Below are 23,567 nucleotides of genomic sequence, written 5' to 3' on the forward strand. Positions count from 1 at the left end.
TGAACAAGCGGAAGCATAATGAGAATTAACAATGACCCAAATTAATGAACAACGTCTTGTAGAACATTTCTGCGATCTAGTGAAAATTGATAGTGAATCTCGTAACGAAAAAGCGATTGCTGAAGCTTTGGCTGAGCAACTCGGTGAACTAGGTTTTGAAGTTCACAAACTGGCGGTTCCTGAAGAAGTGTCTAACGGTTTCAACATCTACGCTCGTCTAGATGGCACTCTTCCAGGTAGCACAGTATTCAGCTGCCACATGGACACAGTAACGCCAGGTATCGGCATTGAGCCAATCATCGAAGACGGCATTATCCGTTCAAAAGGCAACACAATTCTAGGTGGTGACGACAAGTCTGGTATCGCAGCTATCATGGAAGCCATTCGTTGCATCAAAGCTGAAGGCCAAGAGCACAAAACTATCGAGATTGCGTTTACTGTATTCGAAGAAGGCGGTCTGTTCGGCTCTTTAAACTTCGATATGTCTTACATTCAATCTGAGCACGCAATCGTACTTGATACAGGCGGCCCAATTGGCACCATCGTAAACGCGGCGCCTGGCCAGCAGAAGATTGTTGCTAAAATCAAAGGTCGCCCTGCTCACGCTGGTTTAGCGCCAGAAGAAGGCATCAGCGCAATTCAAGTTGCTGCAGACGCAATCACCAAGATGAACCTACTTCGTATCGATGAAGAAACGACAGCAAACGTTGGTATTGTCGAAGGCGGTCAAGCAACTAACATCGTAATGCCAGAGCTTAAAGTCGTGGCTGAAGCACGCTCTCTAAACGGCGAAAAGCTAACGGCTCAAGTTGAGCACATGATCTCGACATTCCAAGAAAGCGCTAAGCAGTTCGGCGCTGAAGTAGAAATCGAATCAACTCGTGCTTACGATGCATTCGTTATTGCAGATGATCACCCGCATATTCTTTCTATCAAATCAGCATTTGAGAAGCTTGGCGTAACAGCGAACACTAAACGCACTGGCGGCGGTAGTGATGCAAACAACTTCAACGCGAAAGGTCTAACAACAGTAAACCTTTCGACTGGTATGGCGAAAGTTCACACCACTGAAGAGTACATTGCAGTGAAAGACATGGTCGCTATCACTGAGTTTGTTGTGGCTTACGTAACGCAATAATCGAATCCATTAGCTAGGTAGTCACTTCTATCTAGCACAATGAAAAAAGCCGAGACATCATCACGATGCTCGGCTTTTTTGTTGTTCAGGCAAGTATAGAAGGTCTAATCTAAAAGCCCCTACGCTTCCAGAATTGACCTTCGTCTTTTGCTACTAGGTCGAATGTCTTATCGGCGATGATGTTGCCTTTTAGCTCGACCGTCATGCGCCATTTGCCTAACTTGTTCGAGACTGGTGCCCAGATAGTGTCACCTAAGTAGAAATCCCAATCATTGTTACCGACATACTCTTCACCATCAAACGGTTCGAGCACTTCACCTTTGTCTGTGGTGATGTTTGGGTGATAAATGCAGTAACGAATCTTTTCGCCTTTGGCTTTTTTGATATTCAAGATATAGCCAAATTCTACGTCGATTTCAGCATCAACGGTGGTGGTGAACTCTTGGATTTTTGGAAGATCTTTAGATTTGGAATCCCATGTGGAATAGATACCATAAGAGGTCATGTCGACCACAACAGAGCGCTTTGCCATTTCAATCGTTACCTTGGAGTTGTTCTATTAATTTAATTCTATTTGCCATTCAGCCACGCCAGCAAAGGAAAAACGAGGCTATTCTTGCCAGTCTCTCGCCATTCGTTTAATCACAGACGGTTCGATATCGTGAATCGTGCCATATTGCTCTCGGCAGACTTCGATAATTAATTCTGCTTTATATTTGCGTGCAAGTTGGCGGTAGGCTTTCATTTCCCAGTGCTTAATAAAGGTATTCGAAACAACCACATCAAGCCCTTCCATTAAGCCGTTTTCAGCCGTGTTTTGACACCACTCATGAGCTTGTTGCAGCTGCCTAGGATCAAAATGGTACTCACCTTGCTCATTCACATAATACATATCGGCTTCGACATGCAATGCATCATAGGTTTTTGCTTTTGTTGATTTGCCAGAGCCGGGCAACCCTCGAATGAGTATTAACTTCATCTGTCACTTTACAGGCTAATTCGAAAACATGAGTTTATCGTAAATAGTAACGAGTTTCTCTGATAACTGCCTTTGCTCAGCATACGAAAACCAAGTACTTACACTCGACTCCGATAATCACCGAATACAATGAAACTCCCCTCAAAGCGCTTGTATAGCTTCTGATAGAAAACACAAATAATTTACATCTATCCATTTTGCATATCGACAAGCGTATCAAACTACTATAGATTTAGATGTATAGACGTCTACATATCTAGCTTAGGGAGAAAGCTGTGCCTATTCGCATTCCAGACCAATTGCCAGCATCCGATGTTCTTCGTGAAGAAAACATCTTCGTTATGCCGTTATCAAGAGCATCGACACAGGAAATTCGTCCACTTCGAGTCTTGATCCTCAACCTAATGCCGAAGAAGATTGAAACTGAAACTCAATTTTTACGCCTACTATCGAACAGCCCATTGCAAGTGGATGTAGAGCTGCTGCGCATTGATGACCGACCAAGCAAAAACACACCGACTGAACACCTTGATAACTTTTATCGCCAATTTGAAATGGTCAAAGGAAGAAACTTTGATGGATTGATCATCACTGGTGCGCCGCTTGGCTTGGTTCAATTTGAAGATGTTATCTACTGGGACCATCTGAAAACCATCATGGAATGGGCAAACAAGCACGTTACTTCAACTCTATACGTGTGTTGGGCGGCTCAGGCTGGTTTGAAGTTATTGTATGATTTGCCAAAACGCACTCGTAAAGAGAAGCTGTCTGGTGTTTACAACCACGAGATACATAACCCATACCACCCTATTTTACGTGGCTTCGACGATACATTCTTGGCTCCCCACTCTCGCTACGCGGACTTCTCTCAAGAGTACTTAGCTGAGCACACAGACCTTGATGTTCTTGCGACTTCTGATGTTGCGGGCGTATATCTAGCGGCGACCAAAGATAAGCGAAACGTGTTTGTAACGGGTCACCCTGAGTACGACTCTCATACGCTTCACAATGAATACATTCGTGATTTGGGTGAAGGCATGGAGCCTGTGATTCCAATCAACTACTACCCGAACAACAATCCAGACAACAAACCGGTTGCAAGCTGGCGTAGCCACGGACACTTGTTGTTCTCAAATTGGCTAAACTACTGCGTTTACCAACAAACGCCTTACGATCTGGATCACTTCAGCGAAGACAACTTTACCAAAGACGATTAAGTTATTTCTTCCGATTCACAAACACATAAAGCCGTGTTCAGTATGTTGTTGATAAAACGACGAATTGGACACGGTTTTTTTATGGTGTGTGGGTCGCATTCCATAATAGATTTACCACTTCAATGGGTTTGATTTCATATGATGGGTTGGTGTTCATAAGGAGCTTCACATGCCTGCCAAGTCATCATTTTCAAATCCGATTTCGTTGTCCCGCCCTCTTTCGTTATCAAGTGTGGTACTACTTGTCTCGCTTTCCTTGGCCGGTTGTGTCTCTGTCACTGAAGGACCACCAAAGATTGAAAGTGACCCTATCGCGATGTCTGAATCTCGAATCGAATTAGGTTTGGGCTATATGGGCCAAGGCAATATGGTAAGAGCGCGTGAAAACCTTGAGCTTGCGATTAAACACGCACCTAGCTACTACCGTGCTCGACTTTCAATGGCGCATTACTACGAACAAGTGGGCGAAGTAGACGAAGCAAGAACCACTTACCGTAAAGCACTCAGTCTCGATTCTAGAAACGGTAATGTATTGAACAACTACGGTACATTTTTGTGTAAACAGGGCGAATACGAGCAAGCCGATAAGTACTTTAATCGCGCCATCGACCAACCATACTATTACTTGGTGTCTGCAAGTTATGAAAACGCCGCGTTTTGTGCATTTAAGGCTGGCAATACAGACCAAGCGAAGTACTACTTCAGCAGAGCGATCGACCACGATCCAAACCGCGTTAAATCGATACTACAGTTATCAAAAATTGAAGTGAGTGACGCCGATTACAATGAAGCTCGACTTCGTTTATTCAAATTCCACCAGCGTTATGGCTATCAAATTCCATCGCTTAAAATATTGGTCGATCTCGAAAATAAGGCGGGGAACAGAGCTCTAGAGCAGAAATATCAGAGCAAGTTAGATGAGTTGCTTTCTGCTTAGCAAACATACAAAACACAAAAAACGGGCTTGTTACGTTAACAACAAGCCCGTCCGTATTTCAGCTTAATGTCTCAACTAAGTGAAGCGGCTATTTGAGCGCAATCCACTCTTGTCTTTGTTCGTCATCCATAAAGGTCCATGCGATAAAGCGACTTACCTTCTGGCCTTGCGACATCTCGACGACTTTTACTTGTTTCGCTCGCAGCTTACCCAGCTCTGAACGGACCATATCGACGTTGTCTTTCTTAGAAATCAATGTCGTAAACCACAAGACTTGAGTAGCAAAAAGTTGACTCTCTCTCGCCATCTTCATAATGAAAGCGGCTTCACCACCTGGGCACCAAAGCTCGGCTTTTTGACCGCCAAAGTTTAAGGTTGGTTTAGCTTGCTTAGTTGATTTATCTAACTTAACTGGCTTCTTGTTCGTTTCAGGCTTGAATGACTGACCGGCTTTCTTAGCTCGGTTTGCCGCTAGATTATCCAGTTTACGTTGTGAGCCCTTTTCCGCTTCTTCAAGAGAGCTGTGGAATGGAGGGTTACAAATAGTGACATCGTAACGTTCATTATCCTTAATCACACCCTTAAAGATAGATTCAGAGTCCGCTTGCAGACGAGCTCGGATCTTACCTTTTAGATTAGGGTTACTTTCCGCAATGAAGTTCGCTGTTTTGATGGAGACTGAATCAACATCTGTCCCTGTACAACGCCACTTATACTCTGTCGCACCAATAATTGGGTAGATACAGTTTGCACCAACACCAATATCTAGTGCTTTCACAGACGCGTGATTATAGGGTTCACCTTGGCCATCGCTATTAAGGATGTCGGCCACTCTGTGAATGTAGTCTGCACGGCCAGGAATTGGCGGACACAAGTAACCTGCAGGAATATCCCAATGTTTAACGCCATAGTGATGCGCCAACAAAGCTTTGTTGAGTAGCTTAACGGCTAATGGATCAGAGAAATTAATGGTGTCTTCACCCACTGGGTTCTTGATCAAGTGCTCTTTTAGCTCGGGCAAGGCTGCAACCAACAACTCGAAGTCATAACGACCAGTGTGCTGGTTTCTTGGGTGTAATCCACCTTGAGGTTTTTCAGCCGAGCGTCTTTTCTGGGCAGCGTTCTTGTTAAATGCCGTTTTATTGAAAGAACCCTTATTCGATGACCCTTTATTCGAACCCGGTTTACCTTTGTTGTCTTTTGCAAAAGGTCGCTTTGCTTTGTTATTGCCAGCGCCTTTAGGTGCACTATTCTTGCGACTTTTATCAGATGTGTTCTTTGTAGAAATACGCTTGTCGCTGCCTTCTTTAGCTTGGTTGTCTTTTGTTTTTGCTGATGAAGTACTGTTTTTCGACAGGCTTAGCGTCGTTCTATTTTGTGATTGGCTCATTGGGCTACTTCTTTAAATCTAAATACATCATGAATAAACGGGCATCCAACTCAAGTTGATGATATTCCGGTTCCATGTGACAGCATAGTTGGTAAAAGGCTTTGTCGTGCTCTTTCTCTTTGATATGCGCCAGTTCGTGTACCACCAGCATTCGCAACAAAGGTTCTGGTGCATTTTTAAAAACACTGGCGATACGAATTTCATTCTTCGATTTGATCTTTCCACCGTGATTCTTAGCAACGTAAGAATGAAGACCTAACGCATTGTTGATTAGGTGTATCTTGCCGTCGTAAATCACTTTGCTGATCGGTGGTGTTTTTTTCATGTAGCGATTTTTTATCTCAATCGCATAGTCAAACAGGGCTTTCTCGCTTTTTATTTCATGATTCTTTGGGTAGCGAGCTTCAAACCACGGCACCAATTTACCCGACTCAACAAGTTGAGTCACAGGATCGAGAATGTGCTTAGGATAGCCTTGAATATAGCGTAAAGAAGGATGCATGCTGAAAGACCGTACAAGTTACACCACGACAATACGTTGTGGTCTTGAAAATTGAGCCGTATAGTGTAACTGATCACACTTTTCTAATCACCTAGGATTCGTTACACTTTAGCGAGATTCACCAAGAGAATGAAAAAATGAAACGTGTTGTATTGTACGTCGCAGACAAATGCCCGCACTGTAAAGATGCTCAAAGGTATTTAGACTCTAAGAAAATTGTTTACCGCCTGACGAATGCAAAGATGCAGCGTGGCCGTAAAGAATTGCAAGCGATGGGTGCTCGTTCTATCCCCGTGCTTAAAATCGGCGATCAAGTGATGGTCGGCTGGAATCAGAAGAACTTCGATAAGATGTATAACTCAAAGAACACTTAACGTGATTTAAGAGACTTATATTTCTACAAACAAAGCCCGAATCTCCAACCTAGGATGTTCGGGCTTTGTTTTGTCTATTGCATTCTAAATCACACATACCGCTTAACGAAGTCGATAAAGGTTCTGTCTGCCTTCGACAGATACCCTTCCTTTCTCCACGCCAAAGATAGGTTCAGTTTCACAGGGTCTTTAAATGGCACTCCTACTACGTCTTCCTCGTATTCTGTCACCAAGCTAAGCAACGCGGTGATGGCAAACTCTCGCTTCACGATAGAAAGAATCATTGGCAATAAATTGGTTTCGAACGCGATGGTCATATCGAGGTTGTACTTCTTACAAGTCGCATCGATAAAATCACGGTGGAAGTAGCCTGATTTGAACATGATCAGCTCTTGAGAAAAAAACTCTTCAAAGGTGATGGATGGTTGCGTTGAGAGTGGGTGATCTTTGCCAACTACAGCTAACATTTCTGAGCTTAACAGGTGGTCAGTTTCAAGATCATCAGGCACGTTTTCATGGTTGATTACGCCAATATCGAGTTCGCCGTTTAACAACATTTCACGAATAGAAGCGGTGCCAGCATCAATCAGAGTCAACTTTAGGTTTGGGTACTGGCTTTTAAATGCCATCACGACTTGGGGAAAAAAATAACTGCCCATCATGCTTGGAGCGCCTAATCGCACTTCTCCCTTTTCCAGTCCCTTTAGCTCATTCATCGCAAGCTGCGCGTCATCAAACTGCTGGGCTATTCGCTTCGCATGCTCAAACAATACCTTTCCCTCTTCCGTTAAGGTGACGGATTTATCTCCACGACGAAACAGAATTAACTCAAGTGTCTGTTCTAGTTTTTTAATGGAGATACTCAATGCAGGCTGTGCAATATGCAGCGCTTTGGCAGCTTGGGTGAAGTTACCAAACTGAGCAACAGCCAGAAAATGTCGAAGAGGTTTTGATTCAAGCATGGCGATATATTAAATATATAGAGGTGATATTTTTAATATATTTCTTTAATCACGCTTGTGCTGATAACTTGTTCACAAATAGCTTACTAACTCGTGCAGGCACACCGTAAATGTTTGATAAAGGCAGCCCTCAATACAAACGCATCACCCAATCATTGGCGATTGGTTCGTTTATCATTTTCTGTAACCTTTACCTCTTTCAGCCTATCTTGCCGCACATGGCGGAGCACTTCCAAGTATCTGAAACTCAAATCAACTGGCTGTTTGCCGCGACAACACTTGGGCTTTCCATCAGCTTGGTGCCTTGGGCGATCGCTTCTGAAACCTTCGGTCGAAAACCCATCATTCTGTTCAGCTTATTTGCTATCCCGCTAATCGGGCTGAGCATGGTGTTCACAACCACTCTACTGCAACTTGTTATTGCCCGAGCATTCATGGGAATCGCAGTCGCTGCTTTTGCGGGCGTGGCGGTTGCCTATATGGTCGAAGAGTTATCACCCAAAGCATTCGCAGTCGCGATTGGAGGATATATTGCGGCTAATTCTTTAGGTGGCATCTTCGGGCGTGTATTGGGTGGCTTGATTACGGATTATTTCGACTGGCACGCAACGGTTTTGTTTTTCGTGGTCGGATCTTTGCTTGGCGCGCTCTATATCGCCTTTAGATTGCCTGAACAACAAAACTTCAAACCACAGAAAGGGTTGTTCTTTCATCATAACCGCTCGGTTGTGATGCACTTAAGAAACCGTACCTTGTGGCTCGCGATGTTGATTGGTGGTGCTAACTTCGCGTTGTTCGTTAACCTGTATTCGGTAATGGGCTTTAGGCTAGTATCTGCGCCTCACTCTGTGCCAGTGGGTTTAGCTTCGCTTATATTCCTATGTTACTTGGCCGGAACGGTAAGCTCTAAGCTCTCCAACAAATGGACACTTCGCTTTGATCCGTTAAACGGTATATTGATGGGCGTATGTATTAGCCTGATTGGGATGCTAATCTCTGCCGTCGATAAAGTCCCGTTCATGTTAGCTGGCTTGTTATTGATTAGTGGCGGTGCATTCTTCGCCCACACTCTTGCCTACTCTTGGGTGAGCCAAAAAGCACCGAGCGCCAAAGCGACAGCAACGGCACTTTACTTAGTCCACTACTACATCGGTGGCAGTTTAGGTGGATTCTTACTCTTGTACTGCTGGCAGCTGTTCGGTTGGAATGGCGTGATTGCAGGCGGTTCGATCTTCTATGTCGCGATATTTGCTTGGGTCTACCAGTTGAAACAGCTACAAGTATCGGCGTCCAAACTCGCACAAGCATAACTGCGACTGAGTTTGTAACTCAATTATTGCTTTTGATTAACGTCCGTTCTGATATCCTACGCAAAATTTCATTTCGGAACCTGTTATGTCGAACACTCAAAGCACAGATCTTCAAACCATCCACGACCAAGTTAAACAATGGTTAGACGATGTCGTTATTGGCCTAAACCTGTGTCCATTCGCAGCCAAGCCACAACGTAATAAACAGATTAAGATCTTTGTGAGTGAAGCGAATACGGAAGAAGCGTTGTTGGAAGACATCATGACGCATTTCGTAGAGTTAGATAACACGCCAGTCGCAGAGTTGGAGACGACTTTGGTGGTTGTACCTAACATGCTGCAAGATTTCTTCGACTACAACATGTTCATTGATTGGATTGAAGCTCTGATTAAGCAAGAAGATTGGGAAGGCGTTTACCAAGTGGCAACCTTCCACCCAGACTATTGCTTTGGTGGTGCCGACCCAGAAGACGATGAAAACCTCACTAACCGCTCACCGTATCCGGTTTACCATTTGATTCGTGAAGCGAGCATGGAAAAGGTGTTGAAGCACTACCCTAACCCTGAAGCGATTCCTGATACCAACATCGCGAGAGTCGAGTCTTTAACGCCAGAAGAACGCCGTAAACTGTTCCCTTACCTGTTCAGTTAATAGTTCAGTTAATCGCTAACATGATGGCTCATATTCCTGAGCGCTCTTGATGATATGGACGAGAAATAAACTGATCTCGTCCATTTTGTTTCGCAATATACAGGCATTCATCGGCAACTTTGATGAGCTTATCTAACGCCGACATCCTTTCTCCTTTGGTATCCCCTGTACTCAACTCAAAATGACACGCACCGATTGATATAGTGACAGGCTTTCTATCCAGTGTGATTTTCTTCATCTCTTGCAAAAGAGTCATGAACTTATCTTCAACACAACTTGGTGTTTTATTTGGATACCAAAGAATGAACTCTTCACCACCAAAACGCGCGACAAACTCACCCTCTTGAGTGTTATTGCTCAGCACGTTCGCCACTTTCTTTAAGACAACATCACCCATTTGGTGGCCATAGATGTCGTTGACCTGTTTAAAGAAATCGATATCGACAACAGCCAAGGTTCCCTTTCCTAAAGACCCTTTTAACTGCTCCACTTCCGCATTCAATGTTTTGAACAAGCAACGTCTATTTGGCAAGTGTGTCAGAGGATCATACAGAGCTTGGTACTCTAACTTCTCATTCAGCTCTTTTAGCTTTCGTTCTTGCTGTCTTCTAACCAGCTCCACTTCGATCCATGATGCCATTAGTCTCATCACGTCGACATCGAACTCTTTGAACTCACGATGATAAGGAGCCGGGCTTGAAAAGTTTAAGGTGCCATAAAGCTCATCATTAACGAAAATAGGAACCCCAATATAAGACTCCAAGCCAAAAGACTGGTAAGCAGGGTGCTTCGCATACTTATCGTGTTTGCCACAATGCTCAATGCAGATAGGGCCAATCGATTTACAGGTAATTTCGCAATAGGTTGAACGATAATCGAAGGTATCACCGCTATTGAGTTCAACCCCTTCAGGCGTAACACAATGTTCAACAACGTAAGCATTGCCATCGACTTTCGATAAGATACCAATATCAAGGTTGAAGCGTTCAAGCCCCATAATAAGCAGCTGAGCGATCTGAATATCGAAGCCCTTTCGATAATCATTGGTGATTTGATACAAGCGGCGTATAACAATTTCACTTTCACTGGCTTGGTTCATAAATGGAATTCCGCTGCTGCTGAAGTTAATGGCAACATTAATATTTGGTATATTAAGAAGAGTAAAGTGTAAAAAAACATAATAATCAATTAGTTTGTATGCAAAATACCTCATTGGTCCAATGAATAAAAGTCGACTTCTTCGACTTTGCGTTAGCACCCTATTCCTAGCTTTGGTAAAATAATCCATTAACGAAACAGAATGGATAGGAAAATGAACCTTTCTCAACTAAGCCAAGAAATCTACGATCACCTTTACCGCGACATTGAAGAGTTCCGCAGTACTTTTGATCTGCCTGTTGCTGCTCCTGAAACAATGGACGAAAAAGGCGATACGCTACATACCTCTCTAGCGATCGAAGAACTAACAGAACTTGCAGAAGCTGACTCTAAAATCGAACAAGCGGACGCTATTGTAGACAGCGTTTATGTTTTGATGGGACGCTTGGTTCACCTTGGTCAAGCTAAGGTTGAAGACAATCTAGCAATCAGCTACCTAATCGACCTACTGTTGAATGTTTCTAAAAACCGCTCAATTGACTTCTTACCTTGCTGGGACGAAGTACACTCAAGCAACATGAGCAAAGTATGTCGCAACGAAACTGAATACGCTGAAACAGAAGCTTTCTATGCTGAGCAAAACATCAAGCTGATGGCAGTTCAAAAAGGCGAATATATCATCGCTAAGTGTGCGGAAGATTTCGTATCGGAAGGCAAGACGGTTCGCCAAGGTAAGGTACTAAAATCAGTACACTACCGTCCTGCGAACCTTGAACCACTCACGGCTTAAGTAAGGTTAAGACTGAAGCGGTCAAAAGCTTCAGCTAACTTGAATAGCAAACGCCACGTTTTGAATAACGTGGCGTTTTATTATCTGTCCGTAAATTCTATCTGTGCGTTAATCGTAACTGTGTGCTAATTGTAGCTAACTAAGTGCTATACCAGTCGAGCCATATGATAAGCCGCCACATATTCGCCATTTCTGAAAGCGAACCCTGCGGACTCTCCTTCAATCACGAAACCGAACTTCTTATACAGGCTAATCGCTCTTTCGTTATCGGTATACACCGTTAACTCCATTCGTTTGATGTTAATCCAGTTATCACACAAGTCGATTGCTGTTGCGAGCAGTTGGCTACCAACGCCTTTGCCTAACACATCGTCCTTAACACCCATACCAAATGAAGCCACATGTCGTCTTCTTGGGTTTACACACACTTCCATTCCCAAGTTGCCAACAATCTCATCGTCGATCATCGCGACATACGAGTACACGTTGTCAGGCATATTAGAGATTCGTTTTTGCCAGCTTTCCAGAGATGGATTTGGGAGTTGCAGCGTACCGGTATAAGCATTAGTGCATTCGTAAATTTCTTTGATTCCCTTCGCATCTGACGGCTCAGACCGTCTCACTATAATACTCATCGCAACTCCTAATATTTCTTCGCTAAATATGAAACACATGTTCAATGTGCACCTAAACACACTAACAAATAGTAAATATTTAACAATAGGTTAGAAAAAAATGTTTTGATTAAATCTGATATAGGTGTAGTGAAAAGAATGCAGCTCATTCTATTCAAGTCTTACCATCTTGTACCACGAAAAAAGAACCAAACCTTACGCTTTAGGAAGGCTCATAAAGAAGACCAGAAACTCACGCTTCTGGTCTTCTTATATAGCTCTTGTTTTCTATATAACTCTTATCTGATTACAGAGCTTTGCTCAGCGATTAAGACTTGGTTTCTGAGTCACTTTTCTCTAGGCTGATTACATTCAAAACCGCAAATGCTGAGGCTAGGAATAAGCCCAATATCCAAACAAAATACCACATGAGAAACTCCTTAATACAGTGAGTGGCCATTACGTTCGACATACTCGCTATCGAGTCGTCCAAACATGGTTCGATAACTGAACGCGGTATAACAGAGAATGATTGGCACCATCACAAACGCCACACCTGTCATGATGTTTAAGGTCAGTTCGCTCGATGTTGAATCCCACAGCGTTAGGCTATTACTCGGGTTAACGCTAGACGGGATAATGAACGGGAACATCGAGAAACCAGCCGTCAAGATGATGCAAGCGTTAGTCAAGCTTGAACTGATAAAAGCAATCACATCCCATTTCAATCTTGCGCCAATCAAAGCCAGTAATGGAATGGTCACGCTGCCGATCGGTGCAAACCACATCCAAGGATACGTATAGAAGTTGGTTAACCAAGCGCCTGCTTGTGTGACGACTTCTTTATTTAAAGGATTCGAAGCCGAGCTATGATCCATCGCCCTGACTATCAGATACCCATCAGTGTGGTTTATCGCCATACAGCCAACCACCATAAGGAAAGCGACAAGTACCGCACTCTCCTGCGTCACCCTTCTTGCCTTTTTGTACACTGCGTCTGTGGTTTTCATCATAAGCCAAGCACTGCCTTGTAACAGCGCCATCAATAACCCAACCAGACCACACAAAAGTGCGAATGGGTTAATCAAATCGATAAACGAACCATGGTAATCAACCATCAATAAGCTATTGAGCGTAAAAGGTAAGCCTTGAATCAAATTGCCAAACGCCACCCCAAACAAGATCGGTGGGAAGAAGCCTGAGAACGAAATTGCTAAGTCACATACTTGTCGCCACTGATCGCTGTCGATCTTTGCTCGATACTCAAGCGCCAAAGGACGCAGCCACAATGAAATAAGCACCAAATACATCGCAACATAAAGGCTTGAAAACGATGTCGCATAAACCAGAGGCCAAGCCGCAAACAACGCACCACCTGCGGTAATTAACCATACTTGGTTGCCGTCCCAATGGGGCGCGATGGAGTTAATCATGACTCGTCTTTCAGCGTTCGTTTTACCAATAAACGGTAACAACGCCCCCACTCCCATATCAAAACCATCGGTGATCATAAAACCAATCAGCAGTACACCAATCAGAACCCACCAAATTAAACGCAATGTGTCATATTCGAACATCAGTCAGTCACCTTATTGTTGAACTTGTTGTGCCAATTTGGCTTCAAGCGAAGTTGTATTTTGTTCATAGTGATAGCGACCCGTTTTTAAACTACTTGGGCCTTTTTTAGCCACGGTAATCATCAAGTAACTTTCAACAATGATGAATACGGTATACAGGCTAATAATGAGAGCAAGAGACGTAAGCAGGTTTTCAACGGTTTGAGAAGAAGCCGCCACCGTCACAGGAAGGATTTCACCTACAGCCCAAGGCTGACGGCCATATTCCGCAACAAACCAGCCAGCTTCAATCGCAATCCAAGGTAATGGAATTGACCATAGCGCCGCTTTCAGTAACCAAGGCTTTTGCGTAATGTTTTTACGGTAGGTTTGCAGGAAGGCCGCACCAAAAACAAACAACATAATGAAGCCACAACCCACCATGATTCGGAATGACCAGAAAAGTGGCCACACTGTTGGAATGGAATCATCTGCCGCTTGTTGGATTTGCTGTTCAGTCGCATCGGTCACGGTATCTGTGTAACGCTTAAGTAATAAGCCATAGCCGAGATCGTGCTTGGTTTGATCGAATGCTTGTTCTGTCTCATAAGAGGTGTCTCCTGCTCGTAAACGCTCTAGCAATTCATAAGCGATGATTCCGTTACGAATGCGGACGAGGTGTTGGTCGCGCAAATCGTGAAGACCTGTTACTTGCTCATCCAAAGACCGAGTCGCAATAATTCCCATCACATAAGGGATTTTTACCGCGAAGTCGGTTTTGCCTTCTTCTTGGTTGGGTAATCCGAACAAGGTAAACGCCGCAGGTGCAGGTTCTGTGTGCCATTCAGCTTCAATAGCGGCCAGCTTTACTTTTTGAACATCACCCAGTTCATAGCCCGACTCATCACCTAATACGATCACCGAGATAATAGAAGCAATCCCGAACGAAGCTGCAACAGCAAACGAACGTTTTGCAAAAGCAACGTCTCGCCCTTTCAACAAGTGGTAAGAGCTCACACCAAGGATAAACATCGAGCCACAGGTATACGCTGAGGCCACTGTATGCAGGAATTTAACTTGTGCGACAGGATTGAGCACCACTTCGGCAAAACTGGTCATCTCCATACGCATGGTTTGGTAATTGAACTCTGACCCAATCGGGTTTTGCATCCAACCATTGGCAACCAAAATCCACAGTGCAGAGAAGCTTGAGCCCAGAGCCACCAGCCAAGTCACTAAAAGGTGTTGGCGTTTAGATAGCCTTTCCCAGCCGAAGAAGAACAATCCAACAAAGGTGGATTCTAAGAAGAACGCGACAAGCGCTTCGATGGCTAAAGGTGCCCCGAAAATATCGCCGACATAGTGAGAATAATAAGACCAGTTGGTGCCGAACTGGAATTCCATGGTCAAGCCTGTCGTAACACCCAAGGCAAAATTAATACCGAACAGTTTGCCCCAGAAGCGGGTCATGTCCTGATAGATTTGTTTACCGGTGAGTACATAGATCGACTCCATGATCGCCAGTAAGCACGACATACCGATAGTCAGAGGGACGAAAAGAAAGTGGAACATAGCGGTTAGCGCAAACTGTAAACGCGACAATTCAACTACATCAAACATTTAAGCTCCAAACATCATAATGATGGCTTTCATATTAAGAATTGGAGCGTATTTCAGCACAGTTCTCGCGAACCAAACTAGAACAGATTGATTGTTAAAAAACAGAACAGATTTACTTATTAGACGAACGGCTGGTCAGAGTTTAGCTGCAACTATTGGCTTGCAATTCCATTGTCTGAATCAAGCCGCCTAATGTTTGAATGGCTTCTGCTATTTTGTCATCACAAGCGTACGAACAGTTGAGACGAATGTGATGAGAGAACTTTTTGTCACTGCTGAATATGATTCCCGGTGCGACAGAGATGTTTTGTTCAAGGGCTAGTTCATACAGCTTCTCAACACAAACAGAGTGAGGCAGCTCTATCCAAATGAAGTAGCCACCTTGGCTTTTATGCACAATCGCACTTGAAGGCAAGCTAGAGTCTAACAATGCAATATGTGCCTTCTTCCTTTCATTCAAAAGCTTGCGAAGCTTTTGAAGATGGTTGTCATAACTATAAAACGTCAGGTAGTGAGACAAGCCAAGTTGGATAGGAATACTACTTGAGAGTGTCGAAAGGTGCTGCAGCCTTTGAATCTTTAACGCTTGTTTCCTTGCGACTACCCAACCGATTCGAAAGCCCGGTGACAATGATTTGGAAAACGAACCACAAAGCATGATCTGTTCGCCAGTGTCATAGGCTTTAGCAGGCAATGAGCTTTGATTACCGACGTGCAGTTCTCGATACACATCGTCTTCGATCATCGGGATCTTATGTTGGTTCACCAACTCGGCCAATCGCTGCTTGTTTCCATCACTCATCGAATAGCCTACTGGGTTTTGCGACTCTGTCATAAACCAGCACGCTTTGATGTCCATTGAAGCGAACACCGACTCCAACACATCTAAATCTATACCTTTTGTCGGGTCTGTTGGAATCTCTACGGCAGTGAGGTTTAGCCTTTCAATAGTCTGTAACACACCGTAAAACGCTGGGTACTCGATAGCGACCAAGTCACCCGGTTCGGTACAGGATTGCAAGCAAAGATTGAATGCTTCCATTGCCCCAGACGTGATCACAATATCGTCTGGCAGTACGTTCAAACCTTGAACTTGATAACGTTGGGCAATTTGCCTGCGAAGTGTTTTACTGCCTGGAGGTAAATTGGTGAGCATACTGTTGTCGGGCATTTGGCGGCTGGCATTAGCTAAACTGCGTGACAATGCTTGATGGGGAAACAAAGCAGGGTCTGGGAATGCCGAGCTAAGTGGAATGATGCTAGGGTCTTTGGCTCGTTGGAGCACATCGTAAAGCAGGTCACTGATTTTAACGGGATACGGCTTAATGGCTTTTTGCTTTGAATGATCCGAAACGAACACATTTCTGCGTGGTAAAACGAAATAGCCAGACTTAGGCTTCGAGCGAACATAGCCTTGGTCTTCAAGCTGCTGATAGGCTTGCAGTACCGTCTCGATACTGAGTTCATAACGCTTACATGCATCTCTAATTGATGGGATCTTCTCACCACTCAACCAAATATTTTGCTCTATCTGATTCTTAATTGTATTGGCGAGTATCTGTGATTTTTTCATCAAAAAGTCTTTCGTGTTCGAAGATAGTAAGCACGTCATGTTACAGGCAAAGGTATACTCTGCCCTAATCGAAATTCATTTGCCTTGGTTTAAAATCGGGCAGCACCTTAGCAAAACGTCTAACTAACTTAAGGCCAATACCAATTGAGTGACCACCAATACCAAGCACAGCACTACCGTTGAATAAAAGGTTAACGCAAAACCAAAAGCCCTTGCCGGTGCTCCATGACTGTAGCCTTTGAAAAAGAAGATACGCCCAATAAAAAACAACACTGAACATACGAGCCCCGCAGACAACCAAGCAAAAGGCATCAACAAACACCACGCGGTATAGACACCAAATGCGATGACCAGTTGCTCTAAGGTATTTTGAAGCAAGCTTTGCAGCATGATAGCTTGCTTCGTTCCTGACGTTAACCCACTGCCATCGATATCTTCTGGGCTGAAGAAGCGAAACTTGGCTAAGCGTCCAATTGAGACGATTAACATCAAAGTCGGCAGTATCAAACACAGCCCTAAAACAGTCACCCTATCTTGTAGCAAACTGGTTTGAGCGTAATTGAGAGGGTCTAAAACGATGGCTGCCCAGATTGCAACAATGGCGGTTAGCATAGCCCACGCCATTCCCTTAAAGACTCCAACTTGCTTACTGGTTAGTTCCATAAAACCCTCGTCATCCATGCAACAGATTTACTCATTATTAACTATCAACCAGTCGATATTTGTGACGTTCTCTTACTATATGAAAGGATAAAACCAATAGAAATCAAATCTATTTTGCTTATTAAGCCTTTCCAATAAAAAAGACACCACACTCGTCAAAAAGTGTGGTGTCTTGGTTATTACTTTAAAGCTATTGAACTAGCGATAGTTAAGATTAGTTGGCTGGACGCCAAACGCCCCATTTGTCATTTTCGTAAGTCGCTTTAGGGTTTGTACCACCTTGAATCCACCATTGTGCTTTCCATGACTGGTTCGAGTAAGTCACAACTTCACCGCCAAGGTAAGTCGCTGATGAGTCCCACGTGCCATTGTCTGGGTCAGGAGTCGGATCAGGATCCGGCGTTGGATCTGGGTCTGGTGTTACGCCACCGTCATCAGCAATCACTTCGAAAGTGAAGGTTTCAACACTGTCGCTTTCAATCGAGCTAGCCATAAACGATAGAGTTTCGTTTGCAGTGATGCCAGTGGTATCCACTACGATAGAAGCCGTGCCGTTATTTTGAATGCTTACTGAAGAACCTTGAGTTTGAGTCAATGTCGCCGCTTCGCTTGTTGCAATCACAACCTTATCGCCAGCATTCACTACATTGTCACTCTTCACTAGCTCGTAGATGTCACCTTTCAATGGTTCAACACCACCGTCGCCACCATCAATCAACGTTAACTGACCAGAAGCACGGCTATCTTTTGAGTTGAAGAAGTTACGTGAAGGATCGTTTTGGAAGTACATGTAGTGCTGCATTTCAGCATGCCAGTCACCAATGAAAATCGCGCCATCTTTAAACTCTTCGTGCCAACCATTGATTTCTGAAGCCAACAAACGAGCCCAATCGTTAACGTTTGAAGCGTCGATAACGATGTCGAAGCTGCGCGCTACTTCACCATACTTGTTGATGATGTCGTACTTAACTGTGTCACCAACTTCTGGCGTTCCAAATTGGTCTGAAACAAACAGATCACCACGCACGAGATCAGGCTCTGGACCCGGCTCCGGTGGAGGGGTTGTACCACCCGCGATAGTGATGTCTGAACAGTTGTAGAAGCCTTCGCCCGCAGCATCATCACGTTGCCAGCGAACGAATAGAATCGCATCGCCAGAACGGTCTGAAGGAATAGTGACATTAATGCGGTACTTGCCGCCATTAACCGGAACATTACCCTCTTCTTGGATAAGATCTAAGTCTCCCCACGCTAGGCCTTTGCTTAGATCTGCGTTTGGTTTCGTTAGGTAGAACTCCCAGAAAGAAGGGTTGTGTGGCGCTGTTGCATTGAATACATATTCAAACGTACCAGTATTTAGCTCGGTACGAGTCCAACCAGTATGAGGCGCACCCATGCCGCGTTTTTGCGAATCATTGGCATAACATAACGTGCCGTCAGGAATCGCCGCTTTTACAGCATTGATATTATTGAAATCCTGAACATTTTTAGCGTATTCGTTACGTTGAACAAATGGGTATGAACCTGAAATGTCTTTTGCTTGAGCACACGCTGCATTAGGTGGTGTACCCGACCAAATCCCGCCTTGCTCGTAACACGTGTTCTGACGCGCACTTGGAAACTCAGACCAGCCATGAGCATTTGCCACCGAAGGCACACTCGATAGCATAGCCATACCTACTGCTACTTTTAGAATATTATTATTTATTGTTGTCACTTTCCCACTCTCTATTATTTTACCCTGCACACAACATTAACTGGTCACTTACCAATCAAAATTGCACTTCGAGGGTTTATAGTTTTTGTTTGAAGAACAACGAAAAATATATACGTCAATTTTATCAATAACAGCGGGTTTTATATTGATAGGAATCAGAGTCACACAACTCAAAGAAATGCGTTGTCGATAGATGATGTTGCTTCGAATTATTGGATCTCAGTATTCCGTCTTGATTGGCGCAACATTATTCAAAGTGAATAAAAAAGCGGCTCGATGATTAAGCCGCTTTTGCATCTAGAGATTTAATATACAGCTAAGTGAGTTCGATTAACTCGTAATTAATCTAACTTTTTCCATTGTTGCTCAACCCAATTTGGATCTGCTGCCACGCCTGGAAGATACGCTTCATTGTTACATTCTGCTGCCCATGGGCCGTAACATTGATAAACACCTTCGCCTTCAAATAAAACGACGTCGCCATCAACATAGTTACCAAAACCTTCTGGGTAGACATAATCATGTGCAGGTGGTGGCGCATCGGCATCAACTAAATGGAAATCCATCATTTGTTGGCCTACCAATTTACCTTCGCTGTTTTTGACACTCACTACCAACATATGATGACCAGCCTCTGATTTAGACAAAGGTAATGATACCGATTCTGACGAGTTATCTTCAACCTCCCCACTCCAGTATGCTAAAGACTCTCGAGCATGGTTATACACGGTGAGTTCAGCTTGGGCATCGCCCTCAGCTACCAAAGATAGATCGAGAACGGTTGGCTCTTCTCCGATCACGTATTCTGGTTCCAGACCTTCAACCGTAAGGGACGTATCGGGTTCTGGCACTTCAACATCGTAACCTATTTCCACACGCTGAATACCGCTGTCAGAATTCACATATATTGGGTTCACACCGTAAATAGGTGCAAAACCATTTTCACTCAACACGCCAGACTTAATGTTATTGCGATCTTCATTAACTTTGGTTGCTAATGCCTTAGACCAGTTCTTTGGTTGGCCATCCTCACTATTCGCAATCTCGATACGAGTACTGTGCGATGAGTTTTCACCAGATCCATCAAACACGCGCGTATATACCGCGTCGCCTTCTTTCAAATTAATCGTAGGAATTATCTGACCTGCTTTTTCCCAACCCGGAAGTTGAGAATCATCGCCATCAAACACCACATCAATCGCGTTATAGAAAGCCTTGTCGGTGTCGCCCACATCCCACACAGCCAGAATCACGTGATAGCCTTCTCGCTCTGGCACGTTACAGGTGTGAGTCGCCGTGTTCTGTGTCATCTCTCCATGGGCATCAACTTCACAAAAGGGATTTAAGTCAAACTCTGAGCGCGCTAATGGTGAATTTTGGTCCCAACCTTCTTTCGTAATGTAATATTTAAAACCAGCCGCAATATGGTTGGCTCTAAATGTCCATTCAAACTCTTGAGAGCCCGCTTCGATTGGACGTTTCTGCCAGCGCTCTGAAGTTTGTTCATCTAGGTTTCTTGCCATTAATATTTCAGCACTGGCAATGTAACCATCAGCAGGGCCATCTTCAGGGAAGCCGTCAAAGCCTTCCACACTTTGTGGCTCATACTGTATGTCGCCACAGTCCATGTTCTTCGCCTGACCTTCAGAATCTTCTAAGTGACACAAAGCGACACGACTTATGATGTTGCCATCATCGTTCAGCGATATAAATCCATGTGCCATAGCACCACCACAAGCCACAGACAAAGCGATGGCTAAAGCCGTTTTCTCTATTCCGATTCTCATAACATTTCCACTTAAAGACGTCATATTTCCCATTAACAAGACAAAATGATCTTCGCTTGTTTACCTATCCACTTGTTTGATTGAGTAAGCACCTCAATTTGCTATTAACCGTTACTTGGCTCGAACATTAATAAAGCAAATGCATATCAATCAATTTGAGCATGGTCGAGGAAGGTAGGATTATTTAGTCAATAAGGCTGATTGATATTCATCAAAGGTAATACGAAGGGGAAATTATCTTATACATCTGAAGACTATGAAGTTTATTCAAGAAATAGAACAAGGGAACTAGCTAAAAACCTGAAAGACTAGAGGTGAGAAAGGTATGAACGGGCTGTTCAGGATATCGCATTGACGCGAAAGTAGAGGGTTTGTTGTCAAAATAACGGTTTTGACGAGTCACATTAGATAGAGGTGCTTTTATGCGACGTTGATTTAAATAGAGGGAGCTTGGTAGAGCTTTAATAGCGGCTATGCATGCCCATGCGATGTGACATGTCGTCGTCCATACGACCGCCCTTCCAACCGCCGCCACCCAATAGATTAAGTACATCTCGCGCTGTGTAGTCTTCTCCGCCGAAGAAGTCATTAGACACATCATTACGCAGCAACTGAATAGTTGGAGCTAATTCAACAGCAAGATCTTGTGGATCCGCATACAAGGCTAAAGCAATCTGTTGTTGGCGGTTACTCAACTCACGAGAACTTGTTTCAACCTGTCCAATCGAGAAGAAATCACGGCTTCCATAGCTCTTCACCATCTTTGCTGACAAAGACTTAATCACCTTTTTGATTCTTCTTCTTTGGATGTATCTAAACATGTTTGCTTCCTTTACTAACTCGCCTTGAACTCAATAACCGGCTTAACCAATTAGTCTTTTAACCAAACAAAAGATAGGTTTGATTATCGACTGAGATACTTTTGACTTCGGTGTTGAACACGGACTCTAGTTGTTCTGGAGTAAGCACTTCTGCAGCTGTGCCAGATGCTTGAAGTACGCCTTTATCAAGCAGCAACACTTGGTCTGCGTGTCTTAAGGTACGGTTCAGGTCGTGGTTTGCCATGATCACGGCAATCCCCTTCTCTGCCACTCGCTCGATGAGCTTGTATAACAAGGCTTCTTGAGCAATATCCAGTGGAGCTGCGGGTTCGTCGAGGATCAGCAGCTTCGCGTATGGGTTAAGTGTCGGCCAAATTTGCAGGCACATTCCAGCTAAACGAACGCGTTGCCATTCACCACCAGACAGTGTCTGAATGGAACGATGAAGTTTGTCTGTGATGTCCAACATCTGACTTATCTCTTCCAAAGCTGCGTTGATTTCAGCATCAAGTCCATGCGATGAGCTTGGTAATGAGAGCGCGAGATATTGGAACACTTCTAAGTTGAAGGCTGGCCTTGCGCTTTGGCACAAGTAAGCACGATGCAATGATAAATCTTGTAAAGACAGCTCCGACAAATCCTGCCCGTCGATCTTTATATCGCCTTTGTAACCATCACCAATGCCAGATATCGCTTCGAGTAAGGTACTTTTTCCGCTGCCATTAGGGCCGATAACGTGAGTCACCTGCCCTTGCTTGAGTTCAAATGATAGCGGCAATAAACGAGCGCCGACGCTCAGGCTCTTAATTTGAATCATGATTTTTAATTAACATCCAAATGAAGATAGGCGCACCGATACTGGTGGTCATCACACCCAAAGGTAATTCTGCAGAATCGAGTAATGTACGCGCGCAAATATCAGCAAACACCAGCAGTGCTGCACCAGCAACGGCAGACAAAGGAAGAAGGTATTTGTTATCAGTACCAATCGCTAAACGCAACAAGTGCGGCACAACTAAGCCAACAAAGCTGATCACGCCACCTAAAGCTACCGCGCAGCCGACTAAAATAGACACAGCGAAAATTAGACGCCAACGTAATCTCGGAACGTTCACGCCCAATTGTGCGGCATGCGTTTCGCCAATCATCAGTTTGTCTAATTTGCTACCTTGCAGACACAGCCAAATAATCACGGGGATCATCACTAACGTAAGCGAGTGTTGATACCAAGTTACGCCACCTAAGCTGCCCATCAGCCAATACATCAACAAGCGTAGGCTTAAGTCATCACTAAAATAGAATGCCCATGTCACCATCGCACCAGAAAGAATACCCAATGCGACACCCACCAACAGTAATTTAGCCGTGGTGAGTCGCATCGTTTTTACCATGCTCACCAGTATCACGGTAAAACAGAGCGAGCCTAAAACGGCGGCAATCATGAACACTTCTGGAGTCGGAGCAAACGGCAAGAAGAACAGCACGATAACCATCGCCAAACTTGCGCCACCAGAAATGCCGAGTACACCTGGCTCTGCTAGTACGTTACCCAATAACACTTGTAAGCTTGCGCCAGATACGGCTAACCCTGCCCCGATAGCAATCGCTGCTAATAATCGAGGTAAGCGTAAATCAATCAGTAGTTTTTGTTCTAACGTGGACAATGTGCCCAGAGGGGAAATGAAAAGATCGCCAACCATTAGGTAAATCGCACTCAGCGCGACAAGCAGTGCTGCCATCAGATAAATGGCTCGGGTCCATTTGCGCTGTTTTTGGTGAAGAAGTTGTTGGAAATCCATATCAAGCTACTTTGAAATTGTTCGCGTAACCTTACCTGTATCCCTAAATAAACTCAAGGCTCACACCG

Annotated in this window: 24 protein-coding genes; 7 read left to right on the forward strand and 17 right to left on the reverse strand. The window is 44.2% G+C overall.

Annotated elements, in window-relative coordinates:
* Positions 1 to 31: 31 nt before the first annotated feature.
* Positions 32 to 1,138: a M20/M25/M40 family metallo-hydrolase gene (locus tag MSG36_RS11870; RefSeq protein ID WP_248367994.1), complete on the forward strand. Its 1,107-nt coding sequence runs from the start codon at positions 32 to 34 to the stop codon at positions 1,136 to 1,138.
* 109 nt (positions 1,139 to 1,247) lie between these two features.
* Here the strand turns inward: MSG36_RS11870 and MSG36_RS11875 are convergent, their stop codons facing one another.
* A complete protein-coding gene (locus tag MSG36_RS11875) occupies positions 1,248 to 1,670 on the reverse strand; it encodes a DUF3859 domain-containing protein (RefSeq protein WP_019824122.1) in 423 nt (140 codons plus the stop codon).
* 78 nt (positions 1,671 to 1,748) lie between these two features.
* A complete protein-coding gene (locus MSG36_RS11880) occupies positions 1,749 to 2,117 on the reverse strand; it encodes an ATP-binding protein (protein WP_248367995.1) in 369 nt (122 codons plus the stop codon).
* A gap of 275 nt (positions 2,118 to 2,392) precedes the next feature.
* On the opposite strand from MSG36_RS11880, the gene metA reads away from it, so the two are divergent.
* Together metA and pilW are read left to right on the forward strand one after the other, a co-directional pair.
* Complete coding sequence (metA, locus tag MSG36_RS11885) at positions 2,393 to 3,334, forward strand: homoserine O-succinyltransferase (RefSeq protein ID WP_017059174.1); 942 nt, start codon at positions 2,393 to 2,395, stop codon at positions 3,332 to 3,334.
* Positions 3,335 to 3,503: 169 nt separating this feature from the next.
* The gene (gene pilW / locus MSG36_RS11890) at positions 3,504 to 4,271 is read left to right on the forward strand and encodes a type IV pilus biogenesis/stability protein PilW (RefSeq protein WP_248367996.1); all 768 of its coding nucleotides are present in this window, start codon (positions 3,504 to 3,506) and stop codon (positions 4,269 to 4,271) included.
* Positions 4,272 to 4,359: 88 nt separating this feature from the next.
* On the opposite strand, the gene rlmF is transcribed toward pilW, so the two are convergent.
* Both rlmF and MSG36_RS11900 read right to left on the reverse strand, forming a co-directional pair.
* The gene (gene rlmF, locus MSG36_RS11895) at positions 4,360 to 5,661 is read right to left on the reverse strand and encodes a 23S rRNA (adenine(1618)-N(6))-methyltransferase RlmF (protein WP_248367997.1); all 1,302 of its coding nucleotides are present in this window, start codon (positions 5,659 to 5,661) and stop codon (positions 4,360 to 4,362) included.
* A 4-nt stretch (positions 5,662 to 5,665) separates the two neighbouring features.
* Positions 5,666 to 6,163, reverse strand: coding sequence for a M48 family metallopeptidase (locus tag MSG36_RS11900; protein WP_004734935.1), 498 nt, complete (start codon positions 6,161 to 6,163; stop codon positions 5,666 to 5,668).
* Between the two features lie 137 nt (positions 6,164 to 6,300).
* On the opposite strand from MSG36_RS11900, the gene MSG36_RS11905 reads away from it, so the two are divergent.
* Entirely contained in the window at positions 6,301 to 6,537 is a 237-nt protein-coding gene (locus MSG36_RS11905; RefSeq protein WP_016786183.1) for a glutaredoxin family protein, read from the forward strand.
* Positions 6,538 to 6,626: 89 nt separating this feature from the next.
* Here the strand turns inward: MSG36_RS11905 and MSG36_RS11910 are convergent, their stop codons facing one another.
* Positions 6,627 to 7,499, reverse strand: coding sequence for a LysR substrate-binding domain-containing protein (locus MSG36_RS11910; protein WP_248367998.1), 873 nt, complete (start codon positions 7,497 to 7,499; stop codon positions 6,627 to 6,629).
* A 110-nt stretch (positions 7,500 to 7,609) separates the two neighbouring features.
* On the opposite strand from MSG36_RS11910, the gene MSG36_RS11915 reads away from it, so the two are divergent.
* A complete protein-coding gene (locus tag MSG36_RS11915) occupies positions 7,610 to 8,809 on the forward strand; it encodes an MFS transporter (RefSeq protein WP_248368000.1) in 1,200 nt (399 codons plus the stop codon).
* An 85-nt stretch (positions 8,810 to 8,894) separates the two neighbouring features.
* Entirely contained in the window at positions 8,895 to 9,461 is a 567-nt protein-coding gene (locus MSG36_RS11920) for a DUF1415 domain-containing protein (RefSeq protein ID WP_017096948.1), read from the forward strand.
* A 28-nt stretch (positions 9,462 to 9,489) separates the two neighbouring features.
* Here MSG36_RS11920 and MSG36_RS11925 read toward each other — a convergent pair whose 3' ends face one another.
* Positions 9,490 to 10,560, reverse strand: a complete 1,071-nt coding sequence (locus MSG36_RS11925; RefSeq protein ID WP_048611392.1) for a diguanylate cyclase — start codon at positions 10,558 to 10,560, stop codon at positions 9,490 to 9,492.
* Between the two features lie 213 nt (positions 10,561 to 10,773).
* Here MSG36_RS11925 and MSG36_RS11930 point away from each other — a divergent pair, with 213 nt between their 5' ends.
* Positions 10,774 to 11,349, forward strand: coding sequence for a nucleoside triphosphate pyrophosphohydrolase family protein (locus MSG36_RS11930; RefSeq protein WP_017059167.1), 576 nt, complete (start codon positions 10,774 to 10,776; stop codon positions 11,347 to 11,349).
* 146 nt (positions 11,350 to 11,495) lie between these two features.
* Here MSG36_RS11930 and MSG36_RS11935 read toward each other — a convergent pair whose 3' ends face one another.
* The 11 genes from MSG36_RS11935 to btuC form a co-directional block, all read right to left on the reverse strand.
* Positions 11,496 to 11,984, reverse strand: coding sequence for a GNAT family N-acetyltransferase (locus MSG36_RS11935; RefSeq protein ID WP_050052538.1), 489 nt, complete (start codon positions 11,982 to 11,984; stop codon positions 11,496 to 11,498).
* Positions 11,985 to 12,291: 307 nt separating this feature from the next.
* The gene (gene cydX, locus MSG36_RS11940) at positions 12,292 to 12,393 is read right to left on the reverse strand and encodes a cytochrome bd-I oxidase subunit CydX (RefSeq protein ID WP_082152248.1); all 102 of its coding nucleotides are present in this window, start codon (positions 12,391 to 12,393) and stop codon (positions 12,292 to 12,294) included.
* Between the two features lie 10 nt (positions 12,394 to 12,403).
* Positions 12,404 to 13,540, reverse strand: a complete 1,137-nt coding sequence (gene cydB / locus MSG36_RS11945) for a cytochrome d ubiquinol oxidase subunit II (RefSeq protein WP_248368002.1) — start codon at positions 13,538 to 13,540, stop codon at positions 12,404 to 12,406.
* A 12-nt stretch (positions 13,541 to 13,552) separates the two neighbouring features.
* Entirely contained in the window at positions 13,553 to 15,139 is a 1,587-nt protein-coding gene (locus MSG36_RS11950; protein WP_248368004.1) for a cytochrome ubiquinol oxidase subunit I, read from the reverse strand.
* A gap of 142 nt (positions 15,140 to 15,281) precedes the next feature.
* On the reverse strand, positions 15,282 to 16,712 hold the full coding sequence (locus MSG36_RS11955) for a PLP-dependent aminotransferase family protein (protein WP_248368006.1): 1,431 nt from the start codon (positions 16,710 to 16,712) through the stop codon (positions 15,282 to 15,284).
* A 123-nt stretch (positions 16,713 to 16,835) separates the two neighbouring features.
* Positions 16,836 to 17,393 (reverse strand): MAPEG family protein, encoded by a 558-nt coding sequence (locus MSG36_RS11960; RefSeq protein WP_348983447.1) that lies wholly within the window; start codon positions 17,391 to 17,393, stop codon positions 16,836 to 16,838.
* A gap of 196 nt (positions 17,394 to 17,589) precedes the next feature.
* Positions 17,590 to 19,044, reverse strand: coding sequence for a lytic polysaccharide monooxygenase (locus MSG36_RS11965; protein WP_248368336.1), 1,455 nt, complete (start codon positions 19,042 to 19,044; stop codon positions 17,590 to 17,592).
* A gap of 389 nt (positions 19,045 to 19,433) precedes the next feature.
* Entirely contained in the window at positions 19,434 to 20,879 is a 1,446-nt protein-coding gene (gbpA, locus tag MSG36_RS11970) for an N-acetylglucosamine-binding protein GbpA (protein WP_248368010.1), read from the reverse strand.
* Between the two features lie 461 nt (positions 20,880 to 21,340).
* Positions 21,341 to 21,700 carry a DUF6559 family protein gene (locus MSG36_RS11975; RefSeq protein ID WP_248368013.1) on the reverse strand — a complete coding sequence of 120 codons (360 nt, stop codon included), beginning with the start codon at positions 21,698 to 21,700 and terminating at the stop codon, positions 21,341 to 21,343.
* A 58-nt stretch (positions 21,701 to 21,758) separates the two neighbouring features.
* Entirely contained in the window at positions 21,759 to 22,517 is a 759-nt protein-coding gene (gene btuD / locus MSG36_RS11980; protein ID WP_248368015.1) for a vitamin B12 ABC transporter ATP-binding protein BtuD, read from the reverse strand.
* Positions 22,504 to 23,499 (reverse strand): vitamin B12 ABC transporter permease BtuC, encoded by a 996-nt coding sequence (btuC, locus tag MSG36_RS11985; RefSeq protein WP_048611423.1) that lies wholly within the window; start codon positions 23,497 to 23,499, stop codon positions 22,504 to 22,506. Before btuC ends, btuD begins: the two co-directional genes overlap by 14 nt.
* Between the last annotated feature and the right edge of the window lie 68 nt (positions 23,500 to 23,567).

Source organism: Vibrio sp. 1CM8B (assembly GCF_023161685.1).
In the GTDB taxonomy this organism is placed as follows: Bacteria; Pseudomonadota; Gammaproteobacteria; order Enterobacterales; family Vibrionaceae; genus Vibrio; species Vibrio coralliirubri.